Here is a 20,146-nt window from a genome sequence, read left to right as displayed (position 1 = left end):
GTGACGCGAATCGAGAGCGGGGCTGTTTAGCCCGCTCTCTGCTCCGCCAGGAGGAAAGGCCTTGAAAGACCTACTGAATTTGCTGAAAAACCAGGGTCAAGTCGAAGAGTTCGACGCCATCCGTATTGGATTGGCATCGCCTGAGATGATCCGTTCGTGGTCGTTCGGTGAAGTTAAAAAGCCGGAAACCATTAACTACCGTACGTTCAAACCAGAACGTGACGGCCTGTTCTGCGCCAAGATCTTTGGCCCGGTAAAGGATTACGAGTGCCTGTGCGGTAAGTACAAGCGCTTGAAGCACCGTGGTGTGATCTGCGAGAAGTGCGGCGTTGAAGTTGCACTGGCCAAGGTTCGTCGTGAGCGCATGGCGCACATCGAGCTGGCTTCGCCGGTTGCCCACATCTGGTTCCTGAAATCGCTGCCGTCCCGTATCGGCTTGCTGATGGACATGACCCTGCGTGATATCGAACGCGTTCTCTACTTCGAGAGCTATGTCGTTATCGATCCAGGCATGACCACCCTTGAAAAGGGTCAGCTGCTGAACGACGAGCAGTACTTCGAAGCGCTGGAAGAGTTCGGCGACGATTTCGATGCCCGCATGGGTGCCGAAGCTGTCCGCGAACTGCTGCACGCTATCGACCTGGAACACGAGATTGGCCGTCTGCGTGAAGAAATTCCGCAAACCAACTCCGAAACCAAGATCAAGAAACTGTCCAAGCGTCTGAAGTTGATGGAAGCCTTCCAGGGTTCCGGCAACTTGCCAGAGTGGATGGTGCTGACCGTTCTGCCGGTTCTGCCGCCAGACCTGCGTCCGCTGGTACCGTTGGATGGCGGTCGCTTCGCGACCTCCGACCTCAACGACCTGTACCGTCGCGTGATCAACCGTAACAACCGCTTGAAGCGTCTGCTCGACCTGTCCGCTCCGGACATCATCGTGCGCAACGAAAAGCGTATGTTGCAAGAAGCTGTCGATGCCCTGCTCGACAACGGTCGTCGTGGCCGCGCTATCACCGGTTCGAACAAGCGTCCTCTGAAATCCCTGGCTGACATGATCAAGGGTAAGCAAGGTCGTTTCCGTCAGAACTTGCTCGGTAAGCGTGTTGACTACTCCGGTCGTTCGGTAATTACCGTAGGCCCGACCCTGCGTCTGCACCAGTGCGGTCTGCCGAAGAAGATGGCTCTCGAGCTGTTCAAGCCGTTCATTTTCGGCAAGCTTGAAATGCGTGGTCTTGCGACTACCATCAAGGCCGCCAAGAAAATGGTCGAGCGCGAACTGCCTGAGGTTTGGGACGTTCTCGCTGAAGTGATCCGTGAACACCCGGTTCTCCTCAACCGTGCACCGACCCTTCACCGTCTGGGTATCCAGGCGTTTGAACCGGTACTGATCGAAGGTAAGGCTATCCAGCTGCACCCTCTGGTCTGTGCTGCGTACAACGCCGACTTCGACGGCGACCAAATGGCCGTGCACGTACCGCTGACGCTGGAAGCCCAGCTGGAAGCGCGTGCGTTGATGATGTCGACCAACAACATTCTGTCGCCAGCCAACGGTGAGCCAATCATCGTTCCGTCGCAGGACGTTGTATTGGGTCTGTACTACATGACTCGTGAAGCGATCAACGCCAAGGGCGAAGGTCGTGTGTTCGCGGATCTGCAGGAAGTTGACCGTGTGTTCCGTGCCGGCGAAGCCGCACTGCACGCCAAGGTTAAAGTCCGCATCCACGAAACCATCAACGATCGTGACGGTGGCAGCGTCAAGAACACCCGTATCGTCGACACCACTGTCGGCCGTGCGCTGTTGTTCCAGGTTGTTCCGCCTGGCCTGTCGTACGACGTGGTCAACCAGCCAATGAAGAAAAAGGCGATCTCCAAGCTGATCAACCAGTGCTACCGCGTGGTTGGTTTGAAAGAGACCGTTATCTTCGCTGACCAGTTGATGTACACCGGTTTTGCTTATTCGACCATTTCCGGCGTTTCCATCGGTGTTAACGACTTCGTTATCCCGGACGAGAAAGCTGCCATCATCGGTGCTGCTACCGATGAAGTGAAAGAGATCGAAAGCCAGTACGCCTCCGGCCTGGTAACCCAGGGCGAGAAGTACAACAAAGTGATCGACCTTTGGTCCAAGGCCAACGACGAAGTGTCGAAGGCGATGATGTCGAACCTCTCGAAAGAGCGCGTTATCGACCGTCATGGCGTAGAAGTCGATCAAGAGTCGTTCAACTCGATGTACATGATGGCCGACTCGGGCGCACGGGGTTCTGCTGCGCAGATCCGTCAGCTCGCCGGTATGCGTGGCCTGATGGCCAAGCCGGACGGTTCCATCATCGAAACGCCGATTACTGCGAACTTCCGTGAAGGTTTGAGCGTACTTCAGTACTTCATCTCGACTCACGGTGCTCGTAAAGGTCTGGCGGATACCGCGTTGAAAACCGCTAACTCCGGTTACCTGACTCGTCGTCTGGTAGACGTTGCGCAAGACTTGGTTGTGACTGAAGTTGACTGCGGTACCGAACACGGTCTGCTGATGACTCCGCACATCGAAGGCGGCGACGTTGTAGAGCCGTTGGGTGAGCGCGTATTGGGTCGAGTAATCGCCCGTGACGTATTCAAGCCAGGTACCGAGGAAGTTATTGTTCCTGCCGGCACCCTGGTAGACGAGAAGTGGGTCGAGTTCATCGAACTCAACAGCATCGACGAAGTGATTGTTCGCTCGCCGATCAGCTGCGAAACCCGCTACGGCATTTGCGCCAAGTGCTACGGCCGTGACTTGGCTCGTGGTCACCAGGTGAACATCGGTGAAGCGGTCGGCGTTATCGCTGCCCAGTCCATCGGTGAGCCGGGTACCCAGCTGACCATGCGTACGTTCCACATCGGTGGTGCGGCAAGCCGGACCTCCGCAGCCGACAGCGTTCAGGTGAAGAATGGCGGTACCGTCCGCCTGCACAACCTGAAGCACGTTGAGCGAGTGGATGGTCACCTGGTAGCTGTGTCCCGTTCCGGTGAGCTGGCAATCGCTGATGACTACGGTCGTGAGCGCGAGCGTTACAAGCTGCCGTACGGTGCTGTGATTTCGGTTAAAGAAGGTGACAAGGTCGACGCTGGCGCAATCGTGGCCAAGTGGGATCCGCACACTCACCCAATCGTTACCGAAATGAAAGGTACCGTGACCTACGTGGGCATGGAAGAAGGCATCACGATCAAGCGTCAGACTGACGAATTGACCGGTATGACCAATATTGAAGTACTCGACGCCAAAGACCGTCCAGCTGCAGGCAAAGATATCCGTCCTGCTGTGAAGATGGTTGATGACAACGGCAAGGATCTGTTGCTGCCAGGCACTGACGTTATCGCTCAGTACTTCCTGCCAGCCAACGCCCTGGTCGGTGTTGCGGATGGTGCGAAGATCGCGATCGGTGATGTTATCGCTCGTATCCCGCAAGAAACTTCGAAGACCCGTGACATCACCGGTGGTCTGCCGCGTGTTGCCGACTTGTTCGAAGCTCGTCGTCCGAAAGAAGCGTCGATTCTGGCTGAAGTCAGCGGCACCATCGCGTTCGGTAAAGAGACCAAAGGCAAGCGCCGTCTGGTCATTACCCCGAACGACGGTAGCGATCCGTACGAAGAGCTGATTCCGAAGTGGCGTCACCTGAACGTCTTCGAAGGCGAACAGGTAAACCGCGGCGAAGTTATCTCCGACGGCCCGAGCGATCCACACGACATCCTGCGTCTGCTGGGTGTGAGTGCGCTGGCCAAGTACATCGTTAACGAGATCCAGGACGTTTACCGTCTGCAAGGCGTGAAGATCAACGATAAGCACATCGAGACCATCCTGCGTCAGATGCTGCGTAAAGTTGAAATCGCTGAATCCGGCGATTCGAGTTTCATCAAGGGCGACCAGATGGAACTGACTCACGTACTGGTAGAGAACGAGCGCCTGGCGAACGACGAGAAATTCGTTTCCAAGTTCACTCGTGTGTTGCTGGGTATCACCAAGGCGTCGTTGTCCACTGAGTCGTTCATCTCGGCGGCCTCCTTCCAGGAGACCACTCGCGTACTGACCGAAGCAGCGGTAACCGGCAAGCGCGACTACTTGCGCGGCCTGAAAGAAAACGTGGTTGTGGGTCGACTGATCCCAGCCGGTACCGGCTTGGCCTACCACAGCGAGCGCAAGCGCCGCCGTGAACTCGACAAGCCGCTGCGCGTAAGCGCCAGTGAAGTGGAAGCTGCACTGACCGAAGCACTGAACTCAAGCGGTAACTGAGTTCTGCGGTAAATAAGACCGGGCCCTGGCAGCCCCGTTCGTCGGATCGAGACAGATTTGTCCCGGTTCGATGGAGGGGGAGGTCGGGGCCTTGCCTTGACTGGGGACAAGATCCTCTTTAGACTCTTGTACCCCTAAATTTGGCGGGAATTCGTTCCTGCCATTTTGCTTTTCTTGCAAGACAATAGCGTCGCAAGACAACAGTGGAGCTAGTAGATGGCAACTATCAACCAGCTGGTACGTCAGCCGCGTAAGCGTATCGTCGAGAAATCCGACGTGCCTGCGCTGCAGAACTGCCCGCAACGTCGTGGCGTATGCACTCGCGTGTATACCACTACGCCGAAAAAACCTAACTCGGCACTGCGTAAAGTATGCCGTGTGCGCCTGACCAACGGTTTCGAGGTTTCCTCGTACATCGGCGGTGAAGGCCACAACCTGCAAGAGCACAGCGTGGTACTGATCCGCGGCGGTCGTGTAAAAGACTTGCCAGGTGTTCGTTACCACACCGTACGCGGCTCCTTGGATACTTCCGGCGTTAAAGGTCGTAACCAGGGTCGTTCGAAGTACGGTACCAAGAAGCCTAAGTAGTAGCGGCTTTTTGTAAAACTGAATCATCTTATTTTCTGAGTCGATAAGAGTAAGGTCGGAGGCGTCCCGAAAGGGCACTAATTCCGAGCGAACCTGAAGACCGTTTGAGGGCTTATCCATGCCAAGAAGACGCGTAGCAGCCAAGCGCGAAGTGCTTGACGATCCAAAATACGGAAGCCAAATTCTGGCCAAGTTCATGAACCACGTGATGGAAAGCGGCAAGAAAGCCGTTGCCGAGCGTATCGTTTATGGCGCGCTGGAAAAGGTTAAAGAACGCAAGAACAGCGACCCCCTGGAAATCTTCGAGAAAGCTCTCGACGCCATCGCTCCGCTGGTCGAAGTGAAGTCGCGCCGTGTAGGCGGTGCTACTTACCAGGTTCCGGTTGAAGTTCGCCCGTCCCGTCGTAACGCTTTGGCAATGCGCTGGTTGGTAGACTTCGCCCGTAAGCGCGGCGAGAAGTCTATGGCCCTGCGTTTGGCTGGCGAACTGTTGGACGCTGCTGAAGGTAAAGGTGCTGCTGTTAAGAAGCGTGAAGACGTGCACCGTATGGCTGAAGCCAACAAAGCTTTCTCGCACTACCGCTTCTAATTCTAGCTTCACTAATTTTGCGAGGGCTTTATGGCTCGTACTACTCCGATTAGTCGCTACCGTAACATCGGTATCGTCGCTCACGTGGATGCTGGTAAAACCACCACCACCGAGCGCGTCCTTTTTTACACCGGCAAAAGTCACAAGATGGGCGAGGTGCATGACGGCGCCGCGACCACAGACTGGATGGTTCAGGAGCAGGAGCGTGGTATTACCATTACTTCTGCTGCTATTACCGCCTTCTGGAAAGGTTCCGAGAAGCAGTACAAAGATGAGCACCGCTTCAACGTAATCGATACCCCGGGCCACGTAGACTTCACCATTGAAGTTGAGCGTTCCCTGCGCGTACTCGACGGCGCTGTCGTTGTGTTCTGCGGCACCTCGGGTGTTGAGCCTCAGTCGGAAACCGTATGGCGTCAAGCCAACAAGTACGGCGTTCCACGTCTTGTTTACGTAAACAAGATGGACCGTGCTGGTGCGAACTTCCTGCGCGTGATCGGTCAGATCAAGCAGCGTCTGGGTCACACCCCAGTGCCAATCCAGTTGGCTATCGGTTCCGAAGACAACTTCCAGGGGCAGATCGATCTGCTGACCATGGAAGCTGTGTACTGGAACGATGCTGACAAGGGTATGGTTCCTCGTCGCGAAGCTATCCCTGCTGAACTGCAGGAATTGGCTGACGAGTGGCGCAACAACATGGTTGAAGCTGCGGCCGAAGCCAACGAAGAGCTGATGAACAAGTACCTCGAAGGTGAAGAGCTCACCAACGCGGAAATCAAGGCCGCTCTGCGTCAGCGTACTATTGCTGGTGAGATCGTCTTGGCTGTTTGCGGTTCCTCGTTCAAGAACAAGGGCGTTCCCCTGGTTCTCGATGCTGTGATCGACTACCTGCCGGCACCGGTGGATATTCCTGCCATCAAGGGTACTGACCCGGATGACGAGACTATCGAGCTGGAGCGTCATGCAGACGACGCAGAACCGTTCTCCGCTCTGGCATTTAAAATTGCCACTGACCCATTCGTGGGTACCTTGACCTTTGTCCGTGTTTACTCGGGCGTGTTGAACTCCGGCGACGGCGTGATCAACTCGGTTAAAGGCAAGAAAGAGCGCGTGGGTCGTATGGTGCAAATGCACGCAAACGCCCGCGAAGAGATCAAGGAAGTACGCGCTGGTGACATCGCGGCCTTGATCGGCATGAAGGACGTCACCACTGGTGAAACCTTGTGCAACGCTGACAAGCCAATCATCCTGGTTCGCATGGACTTCCCGGAGCCGGTAATTTCGGTTGCCGTTGAGCCTAAGACCAAGGATGACCAGGAAAAAATGGGTATCGCTCTGGGCAAACTTGCTCAGGAAGATCCATCTTTCCGCGTCAAGACTGATGAAGAGACTGGTCAAACGATCATCTCCGGCATGGGCGAGCTTCACCTGGACATCCTGGTTGACCGGATGCGCCGTGAGTTCAACGTCGAAGCCAACATCGGTAAGCCTCAGGTTTCCTATCGTGAGCGCATCACGAAGAACTGCGAAATCGAAGGCAAATTCGTTCGTCAATCCGGCGGTCGTGGCCAGTTTGGTCATTGCTGGATCCGTTTTGCTCCTGCTGATGAAGGTCAGGAAGGTCTGCAATTCGTGAACGAAGTAGTGGGCGGTGTTGTTCCTAAGGAATACATCCCGGCTATCCAGAAGGGTATCGAAGAGCAGATGAAGAACGGTGTTGTTGCCGGCTATCCGCTCATCGGCCTGAAGGCGACCGTTTTTGACGGTTCTTACCACGACGTCGACTCCAACGAGATGGCGTTTAAGGTGGCTGCTTCCATGGCTACCAAGCAACTGGCCCAGAAGGGCGGTGGTGAGTTGCTTGAGCCAATCATGGCAGTAGAAGTCGTTACGCCTGAAGACTACATGGGTGACGTGATGGGCGACCTTAACCGTCGTCGCGGCATGATCTTGGGTATGGAAGATACGGTTTCCGGCAAAGTGATTCGTGCCGAGGTTCCGTTGGGCGAGATGTTCGGTTATGCGACCGACGTTCGTTCCATGTCTCAGGGTCGCGCAAGCTACTCTATGGAATTCAAAAAATACAACACAGCTCCGGCGCACATCGCTGAAACTGTATCCAAAAAACAAGGCTGATTCAGTCCTTTAGGCAAGGAGTTAATTGTCGTGGCTAAAGAAAAATTTGATCGTTCCCTACCGCACGTAAACGTTGGCACTATCGGCCACGTTGACCACGGTAAAACCACTCTGACCGCTGCTCTGACTCGCGTCTGCTCCGAAGTTTTCGGTTCGGCTCGTGTTGACTTCGACAAGATCGACAGCGCACCAGAAGAAAAAGCTCGTGGTATCACCATCAACACCGCGCACGTTGAATACAACTCGCTGATCCGTCACTACGCTCACGTTGACTGCCCAGGTCACGCTGACTATGTGAAGAACATGATCACCGGTGCTGCCCAGATGGACGGCGCGATCCTGGTTTGCTCGGCCGCTGATGGTCCGATGCCACAAACCCGTGAGCACATCCTGCTGTCCCGTCAGGTAGGCGTTCCGTACATCGTGGTCTTCCTGAACAAGGCTGACCTGGTAGACGACGCTGAGCTGCTGGAACTGGTTGAGATGGAAGTGCGCGATCTGCTGAGCACTTACGACTTCCCAGGCGACGACACTCCGATCATCATCGGTTCTGCTCGTATGGCTCTGGACGGTCTTGACGACAACGAAATGGGCACCACTGCCGTTCGTAAACTGGTTGAGACTCTGGACAGCTACATCCCAGATCCAGTTCGTGTTATCGACAAGCCGTTCCTGATGCCAATCGAAGACGTATTCTCGATCTCCGGTCGTGGTACTGTTGTAACTGGCCGTATCGAGCGCGGTATCGTTAAGGTTCAAGATCCACTGGAAATCGTTGGTCTGCGTGACACTACCGTCACCACCTGCACCGGTGTTGAAATGTTCCGTAAACTGCTCGACGAAGGTCGTGCAGGCGAGAACTGCGGCGTTCTGCTGCGTGGTACCAAGCGTGATGACGTTGAGCGTGGCCAGGTTCTGGTTAAGCCAGGTTCGGTTAAGCCGCACACTACCTTCGAAGCTGAAGTGTACGTGTTGAGCAAAGAAGAAGGCGGTCGTCACACTCCGTTCTTCAAAGGCTACCGTCCACAGTTCTACTTCCGGACCACTGACGTGACCGGTAACTGCGAACTGCCGGAAGGCGTTGAAATGGTAATGCCAGGCGACAACATCAAAATGGTTGTCACCCTGATCAAAACCATCGCAATGGAAGATGGTCTGCGTTTCGCTATCCGTGAAGGCGGTCGTACCGTCGGCGCTGGCGTCGTAGCCAAAATCATCGCTTAATAAGTGATGACTTGAAAAAGCCCCCGCTCAGCGGGGGCTTTTTTATTGAGTTGACACCCATATGGGGCGTCTATAGAATTGCGCCTCCTTTTAACGGGCGTGTTGCGCTCGCTGGGAATAGCAGCCGGAGTCTGAAATCCAATGGCAAATCAGCAAATTCGTATCAGGTTGAAGGCTTTTGACCACAAACTGATCGACCAATCCACCCAGGAAATCGTGGAAACCGCGAAACGTACTGGTGCTCAAGTGCGTGGTCCAATTCCACTGCCTACCCGTAAAGAGCGGTTCACCGTTCTGGTCTCCCCGCACGTCAACAAAGACGCGCGTGACCAGTACGAGATCCGTACTCATAAGCGCGTGCTGGACATCGTCCTGCCAACGGATAAAACCGTTGATGCACTTATGAAGCTTGATCTGGCGGCCGGTGTGGAAGTACAGATCAGCCTCGGCTAAGACTTGGGTCTTAGTCGTGTAACGCTCTGAAATGGGCGGCCATAGCGGGTGAAAGCCCCGTACACTCATGAGGTTTACAACATGACTATTGGTGTAGTCGGTCGTAAATGCGGTATGACCCGTATTTTCACCGAAGAAGGTGTCTCCATTCCGGTCACGGTCATTGAGATCGAACCGAATCGCGTCACCCAGTTTAAAACTGAAGAAACCGATGGCTATCGTGCAGTGCAAGTCACTGTCGGCGAGCGTCGTGCTTCGCGTGTGACTGCTGCTCAAGCAGGTCACTTCGCTAAAGCAAACGTTGCAGCTGGTCGTACTGTTATGGAGTTCCGTCTTGAAGACGGCGACTACCAGGCTGGCGATCTGATCAACGCTGAAATCTTCGCCGCTGGTCAACTGGTTGATGTAACCGGTCAGTCCAAAGGTAAAGGCTTCCAGGGTACGATCAAGCGTTGGAATTTCCGTGGCCAAGACAACACTCACGGTAACTCCGTTTCCCACCGCGTCCCGGGCTCTATTGGCCAGTGCCAGACTCCTGGTCGTGTATTCAAGGGCAAAAAAATGTCCGGTCATATGGGCGCTGAGCGCGTGACCGTGCAGTCCCTCGAAGTAGTGCGCGTCGACGCTGAACGCAATCTGTTGTTGGTCAAGGGTGCTGTTCCTGGCGCTACTGGCGGCAACCTGGTTGTACGTCCAGCGGCCAAGGCTCGCGGTTAAGGGGAAGCTGACATGCAATTAAATGTAAATGACGCTCAAGCGATCGAAGTTTCCGAACTGACATTTGGCGGCGAATTCAACGAGACGCTGGTTCACCAAGCAGTCGTGGCCTACATGGCCGGCGGCCGTCAAGGTAGCAAGCAGCAAAAGACCCGTTCCGACGTTCGTGGTGGCGGTAAGCGCCCTTGGCGTCAGAAAGGTACTGGCCGTGCTCGTGCCGGTACTATCCGTAGCCCAATCTGGCGTGGCGGCGGTACCACTTTCGCAGCACGTCCACAGGATCACACCCAGAAGCTCAACAAGAAGATGTATCGCGCAGCACTGCGCTCCATCCTTGCTGAACTCGTGCGTACTGATCGTCTGGTCGTGGTTCAGGACTTCGCTGTTGAAGCGCCGAAAACCAAAGATCTGCTGAACAAGCTGAACGGCATGGGCCTGACTGACGTCCTGATCGTGTCTGAAGCTGTTGATCAGAACCTGTACCTGGCTGCTCGCAACCTGCCACACGTTGATGTACGTGACGTGCAAGGTTCCGATCCAGTTAGTCTGATCGCATACGACAAGGTGTTGATCACCGTGTCGGCCGTGAAGAAATTCGAGGAGCTGCTGGGATGAACCAGGAACGCGTATTTAAAGTTCTGCTTGGCCCGCACGTTTCCGAAAAGGCTACGGTTCTGGCTGACAAGAAAGGCCAGTTCGTTTTCAAGGTTGCAACTGACGCAACCAAGCTGGAAATCAAGAAGGCCGTCGAAAGCCTGTTCAGCGTGAAAGTAGAGCGTGTTACTACCCTGAATGTTCTGGGTAAGAGCAAGCGCACTGCTCGCGGTCTGGGCAAGCGTAATGACTGGAAGAAGGCAGTTATCTCCCTTCAGCCAGGCCAAGATCTCGATTTCAGCAGCAGTGCTGAGTAAGGAAGGGGTGCATCATGGCAATCGTTAAATGCAAACCGACTTCCCCTGGCCGCCGTTTTGTGGTCAAGGTGGTCAACCAGGAGCTGCATAAAGGCGCTCCTCACGCACCGCTGCTCGAGAAGAAATCGAAGACTGGTGGTCGTAACAACAATGGTCGTATTACCACTCGTCACATCGGTGGTGGCCATAAACAGCATTATCGTCTGGTCGACTTCCGTCGCAACGACAAAGATGGCATCGCTGCCACTGTCGAGCGTATCGAATACGATCCAAACCGTACTGCTCACATCGCTCTGCTGCTGTACGCAGATGGCGAGCGTCGCTACATCATCGCCCCTAAAGGCGTGAGTGCTGGTGACCAGCTGATCGCAGGTGCTTTGGCACCGATCAAGCCGGGCAACGCTCTGCAACTGCGCAACATTCCAGTTGGTAGCACCGTACACGGCATCGAATTGAAGCCGGGTAAAGGCGCGCAAATCGCTCGTTCCGCTGGTGCTTCGGCTCAGCTGATCGCTCGTGAAGGTGTCTACGTGACCCTGCGTCTGCGCTCTGGTGAAATGCGTAAAGTACTGGCTGAATGCCGTGCGACCCTGGGCGAAGTCTCGAACTCCGAGCACAGCCTGCGTTCGCTGGGTAAAGCTGGTGCCAAACGCTGGCGTGGCGTTCGCCCAACCGTTCGTGGTGTTGCCATGAACCCGGTTGACCACCCACACGGTGGTGGTGAAGGTCGTACCTCTGGTGGTCGTCATCCGGTATCGCCATGGGGCTTCCCGACTAAGGGCGCGAAGACTCGTGGTAATAAGCGTACCGACAAAATGATCGTCCGTCGTCGCAAGTAAATAGAGGGATACGACAGTGCCACGTTCTCTGAAAAAAGGTCCTTTTATTGATCTTCACCTACTGAAGAAGATCGAAGTGGCGGCGGAAAAGAACGATCGCAAACCGGTGAAAACCTGGTCGCGTCGTTCGATGATCCTGCCACAAATGGTCGGTCTGACCATTGCAGTGCATAACGGTCGTCAACATGTTCCAGTTCTCGTGAACGAAGACATGGTCGGCCACAAACTAGGCGAGTTTGCCGGTACCCGCACATATCGTGGGCACGTGGCAGACAAGAAAGCCAAGCGTTAAGGGGTAAGGAACGATGGAAGTAGCCGCTAAGTTGTCGGGCGCTCGAATCTCCGCCCAGAAAGCCCGCTTGGTCGCCGACCAGATCCGCGGGAAGAAGGTGGGCGAAGCGCTCAACCTGTTGGCTTTCAGCAGTAAGAAAGCCGCCGAGATCATCAAGAAAGTGCTGGAGTCGGCCGTAGCCAACGCCGAGCACAACGAAGGCGCAGACGTTGATGACCTTAAGGTCAGCACCGTTTTCGTCAACGAAGGGCGTTCGCTGAAGCGCATCATGCCTCGTGCCAAAGGCCGAGCTGATCGCATCGTCAAGCGGTCTTGCCATATCACTGTCAAGGTTGCTGACAAGTAACGGAGTCGAAGAGATGGGTCAGAAAGTACATCCCATTGGCATTCGCCTGGGAATCGTCAAGGAGCACACCTCCGTCTGGTACGCAGACGGTCGGACTTATGCGGACTACTTGTTCGCTGATCTGAAGGTGCGTGAGTATCTCCAAGACAAACTAAAAAGCGCGTCCGTGAGCCGTATCGATATCCATCGTCCTGCTCAAACTGCACGTATCACCATCCACACCGCTCGTCCAGGTATCGTTATCGGGAAGAAGGGTGAAGATGTTGAGAAACTGCGTCAGGACCTGACCAAGCAAATGGGTGTGCCTGTGCACATCAATATCGAAGAGATCCGTAAGCCGGAGCTCGACGGTATGCTGGTTGCGCAGAGCGTAGCTCAGCAGCTGGAGCGTCGCGTAATGTTCCGTCGCGCTATGAAGCGCGCAGTACAGAACGCCATGCGCATTGGTGCCAAGGGCATCAAAATCCAAGTGAGCGGTCGTCTCGGCGGTGCTGAAATCGCACGTACTGAATGGTATCGCGAAGGTCGTGTGCCATTGCACACCCTGCGTGCCGACATCGACTATGCCAACTACGAAGCTCACACCACTTACGGTGTGATCGGTGTAAAGGTTTGGATCTTCAAGGGCGAAGTAATTGGTGGTCGCCAAGAAGAACTGAAACCACAAGCACCAGCGCCTCGTAAAAAAGCTGCTAAGTAAGGGGTACGCCAAATGTTGCAACCTAAGCGTACGAAGTTCCGCAAGCAGATGACAGGCCACAACCGTGGTCTGGCTCAGCGCGGTAGCAAAGTCAGCTTCGGCGAGTTCGCGCTGAAGTCTGTAGCTCGTGGTCGTCTCACCGCTCGTCAGATCGAGTCAGCGCGTCGTGCACTGACCCGTCACGTAAAACGTGGCGGCAAGATCTGGATCCGTGTATTCCCGGACAAGCCGATCTCCAAAAAACCTCTCGAGGTTCGGATGGGTAAAGGTAAGGGTAACGTGGAATACTGGGTAGCCCAGATTCAGCCAGGTAAAGTCCTGTATGAAATCGAGGGTGTAACTGAAGAGCTGGCGCGTGAGGCTTTTGCCCTGGCTGCTGCAAAGCTGCCGCTCGCCACCGCCTTTGTTAAACGGACGGTGATGTGATGAAAGCGAATGAACTTCGTGAAAAATCCGCACAGCAGCTGAACGAGCAACTGCTCGGCCTGCTGCGCGACCAGTTCAATCTGCGTATGCAGAAAGCAACTGGCCAGTTGGGGCAGTCTCATCTGCTCTCGCAAGTTAAACGTGACATTGCTCGCGTGAAAACTGTGCTCAACCAGCAGGCAGGTAAGTGATCATGGCTGAAGCCGAAAAAGACTGTCCGTACGCTGACTGGCCGTGTTGTCAGCGACAAGATGGACAAAACCATCACCGTTTTGATCGAGCGTCGCGTTAAGCACCCGATCTACGGTAAATACGTTAAGCGTTCGACTAAGCTGCACGCGCACGACGAAACCAATCAGTGCCACATCGGCGACAAAGTCACTATTCGTGAAACTCGTCCGCTGGCCAAGACCAAGTCTTGGGCACTGGTTGATGTTCTCGAACGCGCTGTGGAAGTCTAAGGACTAGGGGTCGGAGAAATTATATGATTCAGACTCAATCCATGCTCGATGTGGCCGATAACAGCGGCGCACGCCGCGTTATGTGCATCAAGGTGCTGGGTGGCTCCCATCGTCGTTACGCTGGTATCGGTGACATCATCAAGGTTACCGTGAAGGAAGCAATTCCTCGCGGTAAAGTGAAAAAAGGCCAAGTGATGACTGCTGTTGTAGTCCGCACTCGCCACGGCGTACGCCGTGCAGATGGCTCCATTATCCGCTTTGATGGCAACGCTGCTGTTCTTCTGAACAACAAGCAAGAGCCGATCGGCACCCGTATCTTTGGGCCAGTGACCCGTGAACTTCGTACTGAGAAGTTCATGAAGATCGTCTCGCTCGCCCCAGAAGTGCTGTAAGGAGATCCGACATGCAAAAGATTCGTCGTGACGACGAGATCATCGTGATCGCCGGCAAAGACAAAGGTAAGCGCGGTAAGGTGCTGAAGGTTCTTGCTGATGACCGTCTGGTCGTTAGTGGTCTGAACCTGGTCAAGCGTCATACCAAGCCTAACCCGATGTCGGGCGTACAAGGCGGTATCGTCGAGAAAGAAGCGCCACTGCACGCTTCTAACGTCGCCATCTTCAACGGCGAAACCAACAAGGCTGACCGCGTTGGTTTCAAAGTAGAAGAAGGTAAGAAAATTCGTGTCTTCAAGTCGACCCAAAAAGCGGTTGATGCTTGAACACTGCTAGGTAGAAGACCATGGCACGACTAAAAGAGATTTACCGGAAGGAAATCGCACCGAAACTTAAGGAAGAACTTAAGCTTTCGAACGTGATGGAAGTTCCGCGCGTTACCAAAATCACCCTGAACATGGGTCTGGGCGAAGCGATCGGCGACAAAAAAGTCATCGAGCACGCTGTTGCTGACCTGGAAAAGATCACCGGCCAAAAAGTCGTTGTGACCTACGCTCGTAAATCCATCGCTGGCTTTAAAGTCCGTGAAGGATGGCCGATCGGCGTCAAAGTGACTCTGCGCCGTGAGCGTATGTACGAATTCCTGGATCGTCTGCTGTCGATCTCCCTGCCTCGGGTCCGCGACTTCCGCGGCCTGAATGCCAAGTCCTTCGATGGTCGTGGTAACTACAGCATGGGCGTTAAAGAGCAGATCATCTTCCCGGAAATCGACTACGACAAGATCGATGCTCTCCGCGGTCTGGACATCACCCTGACCACCACTGCCAAGAACGATGATGAAGGCCGCGCTCTGCTGCGTGCGTTCAAATTCCCGTTCCGCAACTGATTGGAGTAGGACCATGGCCAAGATGAGCATGAAAAACCGCGAGCTGAAACGTCAGCTCACGGTTGCCAAGTACGCCAAGAAGCGTGCAGCACTGAAAGCAATCATCGTTGATCTGAACGCAAGTCCAGAAGCACGTTGGGAAGCTACAGTTGCTCTGCAGAAGCAGCCACGTGACGCAAGCGCTTCGCGCATGCGTAACCGCTGCCGCCTGACCGGTCGTCCACACGGCGTTTACCGCAAGTTCGGCCTCGGCCGTAACAAACTGCGTGAAGCGGCAATGCGTGGTGACGTACCAGGTCTGGTTAAAGCCAGCTGGTAAGTACTTTCGAAGTCCAGGTGGTCAGGATCGCAAGATACTGACCGCCGGTGACCTAGAATCTGGAACAAGCCCCTTTTGGGGCTTGTTTCATTTCCGGAGTGTGTCTAAAATACGCGGCTCGCCTGAGCCCGTGTGTTTTGTGCTCGGAGATTCTCGGCGACACGTAATGGCCGCAAGGCTAATTTTTTTGTATTAGGAGCGTCTAGCCATGAGTATGCAGGACCCGTTAGCGGACATGCTAACTCGTATCCGTAATGCCCAGATGGCTGAAAAGTCCGTCGTAAGCATGCCATCTTCCACGTTGAAGGTTGCTGTTGCCAAAGTCCTGAAAGACGAAGGCTACATTGCGGGTTATCAGATCAGCAGCGAAATCAAACCACTGCTGTCCATCGAGCTGAAGTACTTCGAAGGCCGTCCGGTCATCGAAGAAGTGAAGCGCGTTAGCCGTCCAGGCCTGCGTCAGTACAAGTCCGTTGATGATCTGCCAAAAGTTCGTGGCGGTCTCGGTGTGTCTATCGTCTCCACCAACAAAGGTGTGATGACGGATCGTGCTGCGCGCGCTGCCGGTGTCGGCGGCGAAGTTCTTTGCACTGTGTTCTAAGGGGGGATAAGCATGTCACGCGTCGCTAAGAACCCCGTTAAGCTGCCAGCCGGTGTCGAAGTAAAATTCGCAGGCCAACAGCTTTCGGTGAAGGGTGCCAAGGGCACTCTGGAACTGAACATCCATTCGTCCGTTGAGATCGTTGAAGAAGCTGGTGAGCTGCGTTTCGCTGCTCGCAATGGCGATCAACAAACTCGCGCAATGGCCGGTACCACTCGTGCGTTGGTAAACAACATGGTCCAAGGCGTAAGCCAAGGCTTCGAGCGTAAGCTCCAGCTGGTCGGTGTTGGTTACAAAGCGCAAGCAAAAGGCACGGTTCTGAACCTGGCCCTTGGCTTCTCGCACCCAGTGGATTACGAACTGCCGGAAGGCATCACCGCTGAGACCCCAAGCCAAACCGATATCCTGATCAAGGGTATTGATAAGCAGCTGGTAGGTCAGGTGGCCGCTGAGATCCGCGACTTCCGTCCACCAGAGCCGTACAAAGGCAAAGGTGTGCGCTACGCGGACGAAGTCGTCCGTCGTAAAGAAGCCAAGAAGAAGTAGGGCATAGCAAATGACCGACAAAAAAGTTACTCGACTGCGTCGCGCTCGCAAAGCACGCCTGAAAATGCACGAACTCGAAGTCGTGCGTCTCTGCGTGTTCCGCTCGTCGCAGCACATCTACGCCCAGGTCATCTCGGCCGACGGCAACAAAGTCCTGGCAAGCGCCTCGACTTTGGATAAAGAACTGCGTGATGGTGCCACTGGCAACATCGACGCGGCCACTAAGGTTGGCCAGCTGGTCGCTACGCGTGCTAAGGCCGCTGGCGTCTCGCAAGTGGCTTTCGACCGCTCTGGCTTCAAGTACCACGGCCGCGTGAAAGCGCTGGCTGATGCTGCTCGTGAAGCTGGGCTGGAGTTCTAAGTTATGTCAAATAACGACCAAAAGCGCGACGAAGGCTACATTGAGAAGCTGGTTCAAGTTAACCGCGTAGCCAAAACCGTTAAAGGCGGCCGTATCTTCACTTTCACCGCGTTGACCGTGGTTGGTGATGGTAAAGGGCGTGTTGGCTTCGGCCGTGGCAAGTCACGTGAAGTGCCTGCTGCGATCCAGAAGGCAATGGAAGCTGCTCGTCGCAACATGATCCAAGTTGATCTGAACGGCACCACTCTGCAGTACGCAATGAAGTCCGCTCACGGCGCTTCGAAGGTGTACATGCAGCCTGCTTCTGAAGGTACCGGTATCATCGCTGGCGGCGCTATGCGTGCTGTCCTCGAAGTTGCTGGCGTTCAGAACGTTCTGGCCAAGTGCTACGGCTCGACTAACCCGGTAAACGTGGTTCACGCCACTTTTAAAGGTTTGAAGGCTATGCAGTCTCCTGAATCCATTGCCGCCAAGCGTGGCAAAAGCGTCAAGGAGATCTTCTGATCATGGCTACCGTTAAAGTAACGCTGATCAAAAGCATGACCGGCCGCATCCCTAACCACAAATTGTGCGTTAAGGGTTTGGGTCTGCGTCGCATCGGTCACACTGTAGAAGTACTTGATACTCCCGAGAATCGCGGGATGATCAACAAGGCTTACTACATGCTGCGTGTCGAGGGTTAATTCGATGAAACTCAATGATCTGAGTCCAGCGCCGGGTTCCCGTCGCGAAAAGCATCGTCCGGGCCGTGGTATCGGTAGTGGTTTGGGCAAGACCGGTGGCCGTGGCCACAAAGGTCAGTCCTCCCGCTCCGGTGGCACCATCGCTCCAGGCTTTGAAGGCGGTCAACAGCCGCTGCATCGTCGCCTGCCGAAGTTCGGTTTCGTTTCCCTGAAAGCCATGGACCGCGCAGAAGTGCGTCTGTCCGAGCTGGCCAAAGTGGAAGGCGACATCGTTACCGTGCAGACCCTGAAAGATGCCAACGTGATCAACGTCAACGTACAGCGTGTGAAAATCATGCTGTCCGGTGAAGTGACTCGCGCTGTCACTATCGGCAAGGGAATCGGCGCCACCAAAGGTGCGCGTTCGGCTATCGAAGCAGCTGGCGGCAAGTTCGAGGAATAAATGGCTAAGCAAGGTGCTCTCTCAGCGCTCGGCAAAGGCGGTATGTCTGAACTTTGGGCTCGTCTGCGTTTTCTGTTCCTGGCGATTATCGTCTACCGAATAGGCGCACACATCCCGGTTCCAGGTATCAACCCGGACCGACTCGCAGACCTGTTTCGACAGAATGAGGGGACCATTCTTAGCTTGTTCAACATGTTTTCCGGCGGTGCGCTGGAACGGATGAGCATTTTTGCACTGGGGATCATGCCGTACATCTCGGCATCGATCATCATGCAGCTGATGACCGCCGTTAGCCCGCAGCTGGAGCAGTTGAAGAAGGAAGGTGAAGCTGGCCGTCGCAAGATAAGCCAGTACACCCGCTACGGCACTGTCATCCTCGCCCTGGTCCAGGCTATCGGCATGTCCGTTGGCCTGGCCGGGCAGGGTGTTGCGTTCACTGGTGACTTTGGCTTCCATTTCGTCGCGGTATCCACTTTTGTGGCTGGTGCGATGTTCATGATGTGGCTGGGTGAGCAGATTACTGAGCGTGGTGTTGGTAACGGTATCTCGATGTTGATTTTCGCAGGTATCGTTGCCGGTCTTCCGAGAGCGATTGGGCAGTCTTTCGAGTCTGCACGTCAGGGTGATATCAATATCTTCGCCTTGGTTGCCATCGGTTTGTTGGCAGTAGCGATTATCGGTTTTGTGGTGTTCATTGAGCGTGGTCAGCGTCGTATTGCTGTTCACTACGCCAAGCGTCAGCAGGGCCGCAAGGTCTTTGCCGCGCAGACCAGCCACTTGCCGCTGAAAGTGAACATGGCCGGGGTTATTCCCGCCATTTTCGCGAGCAGCATTTTGCTGTTTCCGGCTTCGTTGGGTGCCTGGTTCGGTCAGTCTGAAGGTATGGGCTGGTTGCAGGACATCTCGCAGTCGATCGCTCCTGGTCAGCCGTTGAATATTCTGCTGTTTAGTGCAGGGATTATTTTCTTCTGCTTCTTCTATACGGCGTTGATGTTCAATCCGAAAGACGTAGCGGAAAACCTGAAGAAGTCCGGTGCCTTTATTCCGGGTATTCGTCCAGGTGAGCAGTCTGCGCGCTACATTGATGGCGTTCTGACTCGCTTGACCATGTTCGGTGCTCTATATATGACGGCCGTGTGCTTGTTGCCCCAGTTCCTGGTGGTTGCAGCAAACGTTCCGTTCTACCTTGGCGGGACCTCGTTGCTGATCGTCGTCGTGGTTGTGATGGACTTCATGTCCCAAGTACAATCGCACCTCGTTTCGCACCAGTACGAATCCCTGATGAAGAAAGCCAACCTGAAGGGTTACGGCAGCGGCATGTTGCGCTGAGTACCCATAAGGTTCGAGGAGTTGGTGATGAAAGTTCGTGCATCGGTGAAAAAGCTGTGCCGTAACTGCAAGATTATTCGCCGCGAAGGTGTTGTTCGAGTAATTTGCAGCGCGGAACCGCGTCACAAACAGCGCCAAGGCTGAGTGTGATCCGCTTGAAGCCCGGCAGCTAGTGCGCTGCCGGGTTGATTATTTGTTATTACAGCGATATTATCTCGCGCCCTATTTCTTGGCTTCCGGGGCGTAGGTAGCTGTCAATTGGAGTCCCACTGAATGGCCCGTATTGCAGGCGTTAACATTCCAGATAACAAGCACACTGTTATCTCGCTGACCTACATCTATGGTGTTGGTCGCACTACTGCGCAGAAAATTTGCGCAGACACTGGGGTAAACCCAGCCGCAAAGATCAAAGATCTGAGCGACGAGCAGATTGAGCTGTTGCGTGGCGAAGTGGCGAAGTTCACCACTGAAGGTGACCTGCGCCGCGAAATCAACATGAAAATCAAGCGTTTGATGGACCTCGGTTGCTACCGTGGTCTGCGTCATCGTCGTGGTCTTCCAGTACGCGGTCAGCGTACCAAGACTAACGCGCGTACCCGTAAAGGTCCGCGTAAGCCGATCCGCAAGTAATCGCCCACGCGAAT

The 20,146-nt window shown here is 54.7% G+C and carries 29 protein-coding genes; all 29 read left to right on the top strand.

Features of this window, described 5'->3' with window-relative positions; translation table 11 throughout:
* The first annotated feature begins 61 nt into the window (after positions 1 to 61).
* Positions 62 to 4,261 (top strand): DNA-directed RNA polymerase subunit beta', encoded by a 4,200-nt coding sequence (gene rpoC / locus NVB75_RS16800; RefSeq protein ID WP_003210090.1) that lies wholly within the window; start codon positions 62 to 64, stop codon positions 4,259 to 4,261.
* A 216-nt stretch (positions 4,262 to 4,477) separates the two neighbouring features.
* Positions 4,478 to 4,849, top strand: a complete 372-nt coding sequence (rpsL, locus tag NVB75_RS16795) for a 30S ribosomal protein S12 (RefSeq protein ID WP_002555494.1) — start codon at positions 4,478 to 4,480, stop codon at positions 4,847 to 4,849.
* Between the two features lie 118 nt (positions 4,850 to 4,967).
* On the top strand, positions 4,968 to 5,438 hold the full coding sequence (gene rpsG / locus NVB75_RS16790; protein ID WP_002555493.1) for a 30S ribosomal protein S7: 471 nt from the start codon (positions 4,968 to 4,970) through the stop codon (positions 5,436 to 5,438).
* A gap of 30 nt (positions 5,439 to 5,468) precedes the next feature.
* Entirely contained in the window at positions 5,469 to 7,574 is a 2,106-nt protein-coding gene (gene fusA / locus NVB75_RS16785) for an elongation factor G (RefSeq protein WP_258342422.1), read from the top strand.
* A 30-nt stretch (positions 7,575 to 7,604) separates the two neighbouring features.
* Positions 7,605 to 8,798 carry an elongation factor Tu gene (gene tuf, locus NVB75_RS16780; protein ID WP_003210085.1) on the top strand — a complete coding sequence of 398 codons (1,194 nt, stop codon included), beginning with the start codon at positions 7,605 to 7,607 and terminating at the stop codon, positions 8,796 to 8,798.
* A 141-nt stretch (positions 8,799 to 8,939) separates the two neighbouring features.
* On the top strand, positions 8,940 to 9,251 hold the full coding sequence (gene rpsJ / locus NVB75_RS16775) for a 30S ribosomal protein S10 (protein WP_003210084.1): 312 nt from the start codon (positions 8,940 to 8,942) through the stop codon (positions 9,249 to 9,251).
* 81 nt (positions 9,252 to 9,332) lie between these two features.
* Positions 9,333 to 9,968 carry a 50S ribosomal protein L3 gene (gene rplC, locus NVB75_RS16770; protein ID WP_003194649.1) on the top strand — a complete coding sequence of 212 codons (636 nt, stop codon included), beginning with the start codon at positions 9,333 to 9,335 and terminating at the stop codon, positions 9,966 to 9,968.
* 12 nt (positions 9,969 to 9,980) lie between these two features.
* Positions 9,981 to 10,583: a 50S ribosomal protein L4 gene (rplD, locus tag NVB75_RS16765; RefSeq protein WP_003210082.1), complete on the top strand. Its 603-nt coding sequence runs from the start codon at positions 9,981 to 9,983 to the stop codon at positions 10,581 to 10,583.
* Positions 10,580 to 10,879, top strand: a complete 300-nt coding sequence (rplW, locus tag NVB75_RS16760) for a 50S ribosomal protein L23 (RefSeq protein ID WP_002555488.1) — start codon at positions 10,580 to 10,582, stop codon at positions 10,877 to 10,879. Before rplD ends, rplW begins: the two co-directional genes overlap by 4 nt.
* Before the next feature lie 14 nt (positions 10,880 to 10,893).
* Positions 10,894 to 11,718 carry a 50S ribosomal protein L2 gene (gene rplB, locus NVB75_RS16755; RefSeq protein ID WP_003210080.1) on the top strand — a complete coding sequence of 275 codons (825 nt, stop codon included), beginning with the start codon at positions 10,894 to 10,896 and terminating at the stop codon, positions 11,716 to 11,718.
* Between the two features lie 16 nt (positions 11,719 to 11,734).
* Entirely contained in the window at positions 11,735 to 12,010 is a 276-nt protein-coding gene (rpsS, locus tag NVB75_RS16750) for a 30S ribosomal protein S19 (RefSeq protein ID WP_002555486.1), read from the top strand.
* 13 nt (positions 12,011 to 12,023) lie between these two features.
* Positions 12,024 to 12,356 (top strand): 50S ribosomal protein L22, encoded by a 333-nt coding sequence (gene rplV, locus NVB75_RS16745; RefSeq protein ID WP_003210077.1) that lies wholly within the window; start codon positions 12,024 to 12,026, stop codon positions 12,354 to 12,356.
* A 13-nt stretch (positions 12,357 to 12,369) separates the two neighbouring features.
* Complete coding sequence (gene rpsC, locus NVB75_RS16740) at positions 12,370 to 13,056, top strand: 30S ribosomal protein S3 (protein WP_003176422.1); 687 nt, start codon at positions 12,370 to 12,372, stop codon at positions 13,054 to 13,056.
* A 12-nt stretch (positions 13,057 to 13,068) separates the two neighbouring features.
* Positions 13,069 to 13,482, top strand: a complete 414-nt coding sequence (gene rplP / locus NVB75_RS16735) for a 50S ribosomal protein L16 (protein ID WP_003232424.1) — start codon at positions 13,069 to 13,071, stop codon at positions 13,480 to 13,482.
* Positions 13,482 to 13,673, top strand: a complete 192-nt coding sequence (rpmC, locus tag NVB75_RS16730) for a 50S ribosomal protein L29 (RefSeq protein WP_002555481.1) — start codon at positions 13,482 to 13,484, stop codon at positions 13,671 to 13,673. The genes rplP and rpmC overlap by 1 nt, the downstream gene beginning before the upstream one ends.
* Positions 13,674 to 13,733: 60 nt before the next feature.
* Positions 13,734 to 13,943 (top strand): 30S ribosomal protein S17, encoded by a 210-nt coding sequence (gene rpsQ / locus NVB75_RS16725; RefSeq protein WP_258342419.1) that lies wholly within the window; start codon positions 13,734 to 13,736, stop codon positions 13,941 to 13,943.
* Positions 13,944 to 13,966: 23 nt separating this feature from the next.
* On the top strand, positions 13,967 to 14,335 hold the full coding sequence (rplN, locus tag NVB75_RS16720) for a 50S ribosomal protein L14 (protein ID WP_002555479.1): 369 nt from the start codon (positions 13,967 to 13,969) through the stop codon (positions 14,333 to 14,335).
* A gap of 11 nt (positions 14,336 to 14,346) precedes the next feature.
* Positions 14,347 to 14,661, top strand: coding sequence for a 50S ribosomal protein L24 (gene rplX, locus NVB75_RS16715; RefSeq protein WP_003210072.1), 315 nt, complete (start codon positions 14,347 to 14,349; stop codon positions 14,659 to 14,661).
* A gap of 20 nt (positions 14,662 to 14,681) precedes the next feature.
* Positions 14,682 to 15,221, top strand: a complete 540-nt coding sequence (gene rplE, locus NVB75_RS16710) for a 50S ribosomal protein L5 (RefSeq protein WP_003210069.1) — start codon at positions 14,682 to 14,684, stop codon at positions 15,219 to 15,221.
* A gap of 13 nt (positions 15,222 to 15,234) precedes the next feature.
* Positions 15,235 to 15,540, top strand: coding sequence for a 30S ribosomal protein S14 (gene rpsN / locus NVB75_RS16705; RefSeq protein WP_003176414.1), 306 nt, complete (start codon positions 15,235 to 15,237; stop codon positions 15,538 to 15,540).
* Positions 15,541 to 15,748: 208 nt separating this feature from the next.
* Positions 15,749 to 16,141, top strand: a complete 393-nt coding sequence (rpsH, locus tag NVB75_RS16700) for a 30S ribosomal protein S8 (RefSeq protein WP_003186040.1) — start codon at positions 15,749 to 15,751, stop codon at positions 16,139 to 16,141.
* A 12-nt stretch (positions 16,142 to 16,153) separates the two neighbouring features.
* Positions 16,154 to 16,687, top strand: coding sequence for a 50S ribosomal protein L6 (rplF, locus tag NVB75_RS16695; protein ID WP_003176412.1), 534 nt, complete (start codon positions 16,154 to 16,156; stop codon positions 16,685 to 16,687).
* A gap of 10 nt (positions 16,688 to 16,697) precedes the next feature.
* The gene (rplR, locus tag NVB75_RS16690; RefSeq protein ID WP_003186037.1) at positions 16,698 to 17,048 is read left to right on the top strand and encodes a 50S ribosomal protein L18; all 351 of its coding nucleotides are present in this window, start codon (positions 16,698 to 16,700) and stop codon (positions 17,046 to 17,048) included.
* Between the two features lie 3 nt (positions 17,049 to 17,051).
* Complete coding sequence (gene rpsE, locus NVB75_RS16685) at positions 17,052 to 17,552, top strand: 30S ribosomal protein S5 (RefSeq protein ID WP_003186035.1); 501 nt, start codon at positions 17,052 to 17,054, stop codon at positions 17,550 to 17,552.
* 2 nt (positions 17,553 to 17,554) lie between these two features.
* Positions 17,555 to 17,731: a 50S ribosomal protein L30 gene (gene rpmD / locus NVB75_RS16680; RefSeq protein WP_003186033.1), complete on the top strand. Its 177-nt coding sequence runs from the start codon at positions 17,555 to 17,557 to the stop codon at positions 17,729 to 17,731.
* Positions 17,732 to 17,735: 4 nt separating this feature from the next.
* Positions 17,736 to 18,173: a 50S ribosomal protein L15 gene (rplO, locus tag NVB75_RS16675; protein WP_003210066.1), complete on the top strand. Its 438-nt coding sequence runs from the start codon at positions 17,736 to 17,738 to the stop codon at positions 18,171 to 18,173.
* A complete protein-coding gene (gene secY, locus NVB75_RS16670) occupies positions 18,174 to 19,502 on the top strand; it encodes a preprotein translocase subunit SecY (RefSeq protein WP_003210064.1) in 1,329 nt (442 codons plus the stop codon). It begins immediately after the preceding gene.
* Between the two features lie 27 nt (positions 19,503 to 19,529).
* Complete coding sequence (rpmJ, locus tag NVB75_RS16665; protein WP_002555468.1) at positions 19,530 to 19,646, top strand: 50S ribosomal protein L36; 117 nt, start codon at positions 19,530 to 19,532, stop codon at positions 19,644 to 19,646.
* A gap of 129 nt (positions 19,647 to 19,775) precedes the next feature.
* Positions 19,776 to 20,132: a 30S ribosomal protein S13 gene (rpsM, locus tag NVB75_RS16660; RefSeq protein WP_003210063.1), complete on the top strand. Its 357-nt coding sequence runs from the start codon at positions 19,776 to 19,778 to the stop codon at positions 20,130 to 20,132.
* The last annotated feature ends 14 nt before the right edge of the window (positions 20,133 to 20,146 follow it).

This window comes from Pseudomonas sp. CBS, assembly GCF_024734645.1.
Lineage (GTDB): Bacteria > Pseudomonadota > Gammaproteobacteria > Pseudomonadales > Pseudomonadaceae > Aquipseudomonas.
The sequence above is the reverse complement of the archived record's forward strand: the minus strand, read 5'-3'. Positions and strand labels throughout refer to the sequence as shown.

Coding starts and splice junctions, on each gene's coding strand:
- rpsL (WP_002555494.1), top strand. CDS start 4,478: ATGGCAACTATCAACCAGCTGGTACGTCAGCCGCGTAAGCGTATCGTC.
- rpsG (WP_002555493.1), top strand. CDS start 4,968: ATGCCAAGAAGACGCGTAGCAGCCAAGCGCGAAGTGCTTGACGATCCA.
- fusA (WP_258342422.1), top strand. CDS start 5,469: ATGGCTCGTACTACTCCGATTAGTCGCTACCGTAACATCGGTATCGTC.
- rpsJ (WP_003210084.1), top strand. CDS start 8,940: ATGGCAAATCAGCAAATTCGTATCAGGTTGAAGGCTTTTGACCACAAA.
- rplC (WP_003194649.1), top strand. CDS start 9,333: ATGACTATTGGTGTAGTCGGTCGTAAATGCGGTATGACCCGTATTTTC.
- rplD (WP_003210082.1), top strand. CDS start 9,981: ATGCAATTAAATGTAAATGACGCTCAAGCGATCGAAGTTTCCGAACTG.
- rplW (WP_002555488.1), top strand. CDS start 10,580: ATGAACCAGGAACGCGTATTTAAAGTTCTGCTTGGCCCGCACGTTTCC.
- rplB (WP_003210080.1), top strand. CDS start 10,894: ATGGCAATCGTTAAATGCAAACCGACTTCCCCTGGCCGCCGTTTTGTG.
- rplV (WP_003210077.1), top strand. CDS start 12,024: ATGGAAGTAGCCGCTAAGTTGTCGGGCGCTCGAATCTCCGCCCAGAAA.
- rpsC (WP_003176422.1), top strand. CDS start 12,370: ATGGGTCAGAAAGTACATCCCATTGGCATTCGCCTGGGAATCGTCAAG.
- rplP (WP_003232424.1), top strand. CDS start 13,069: ATGTTGCAACCTAAGCGTACGAAGTTCCGCAAGCAGATGACAGGCCAC.
- rpmC (WP_002555481.1), top strand. CDS start 13,482: ATGAAAGCGAATGAACTTCGTGAAAAATCCGCACAGCAGCTGAACGAG.
- rpsQ (WP_258342419.1), top strand. CDS start 13,734: ATGGACAAAACCATCACCGTTTTGATCGAGCGTCGCGTTAAGCACCCG.
- rplN (WP_002555479.1), top strand. CDS start 13,967: ATGATTCAGACTCAATCCATGCTCGATGTGGCCGATAACAGCGGCGCA.
- rplX (WP_003210072.1), top strand. CDS start 14,347: ATGCAAAAGATTCGTCGTGACGACGAGATCATCGTGATCGCCGGCAAA.
- rplE (WP_003210069.1), top strand. CDS start 14,682: ATGGCACGACTAAAAGAGATTTACCGGAAGGAAATCGCACCGAAACTT.
- rpsN (WP_003176414.1), top strand. CDS start 15,235: ATGGCCAAGATGAGCATGAAAAACCGCGAGCTGAAACGTCAGCTCACG.
- rpsH (WP_003186040.1), top strand. CDS start 15,749: ATGAGTATGCAGGACCCGTTAGCGGACATGCTAACTCGTATCCGTAAT.
- rplF (WP_003176412.1), top strand. CDS start 16,154: ATGTCACGCGTCGCTAAGAACCCCGTTAAGCTGCCAGCCGGTGTCGAA.
- rplR (WP_003186037.1), top strand. CDS start 16,698: ATGACCGACAAAAAAGTTACTCGACTGCGTCGCGCTCGCAAAGCACGC.
- rpsE (WP_003186035.1), top strand. CDS start 17,052: ATGTCAAATAACGACCAAAAGCGCGACGAAGGCTACATTGAGAAGCTG.
- rpmD (WP_003186033.1), top strand. CDS start 17,555: ATGGCTACCGTTAAAGTAACGCTGATCAAAAGCATGACCGGCCGCATC.
- rplO (WP_003210066.1), top strand. CDS start 17,736: ATGAAACTCAATGATCTGAGTCCAGCGCCGGGTTCCCGTCGCGAAAAG.
- secY (WP_003210064.1), top strand. CDS start 18,174: ATGGCTAAGCAAGGTGCTCTCTCAGCGCTCGGCAAAGGCGGTATGTCT.
- rpmJ (WP_002555468.1), top strand. CDS start 19,530: ATGAAAGTTCGTGCATCGGTGAAAAAGCTGTGCCGTAACTGCAAGATT.
- rpsM (WP_003210063.1), top strand. CDS start 19,776: ATGGCCCGTATTGCAGGCGTTAACATTCCAGATAACAAGCACACTGTT.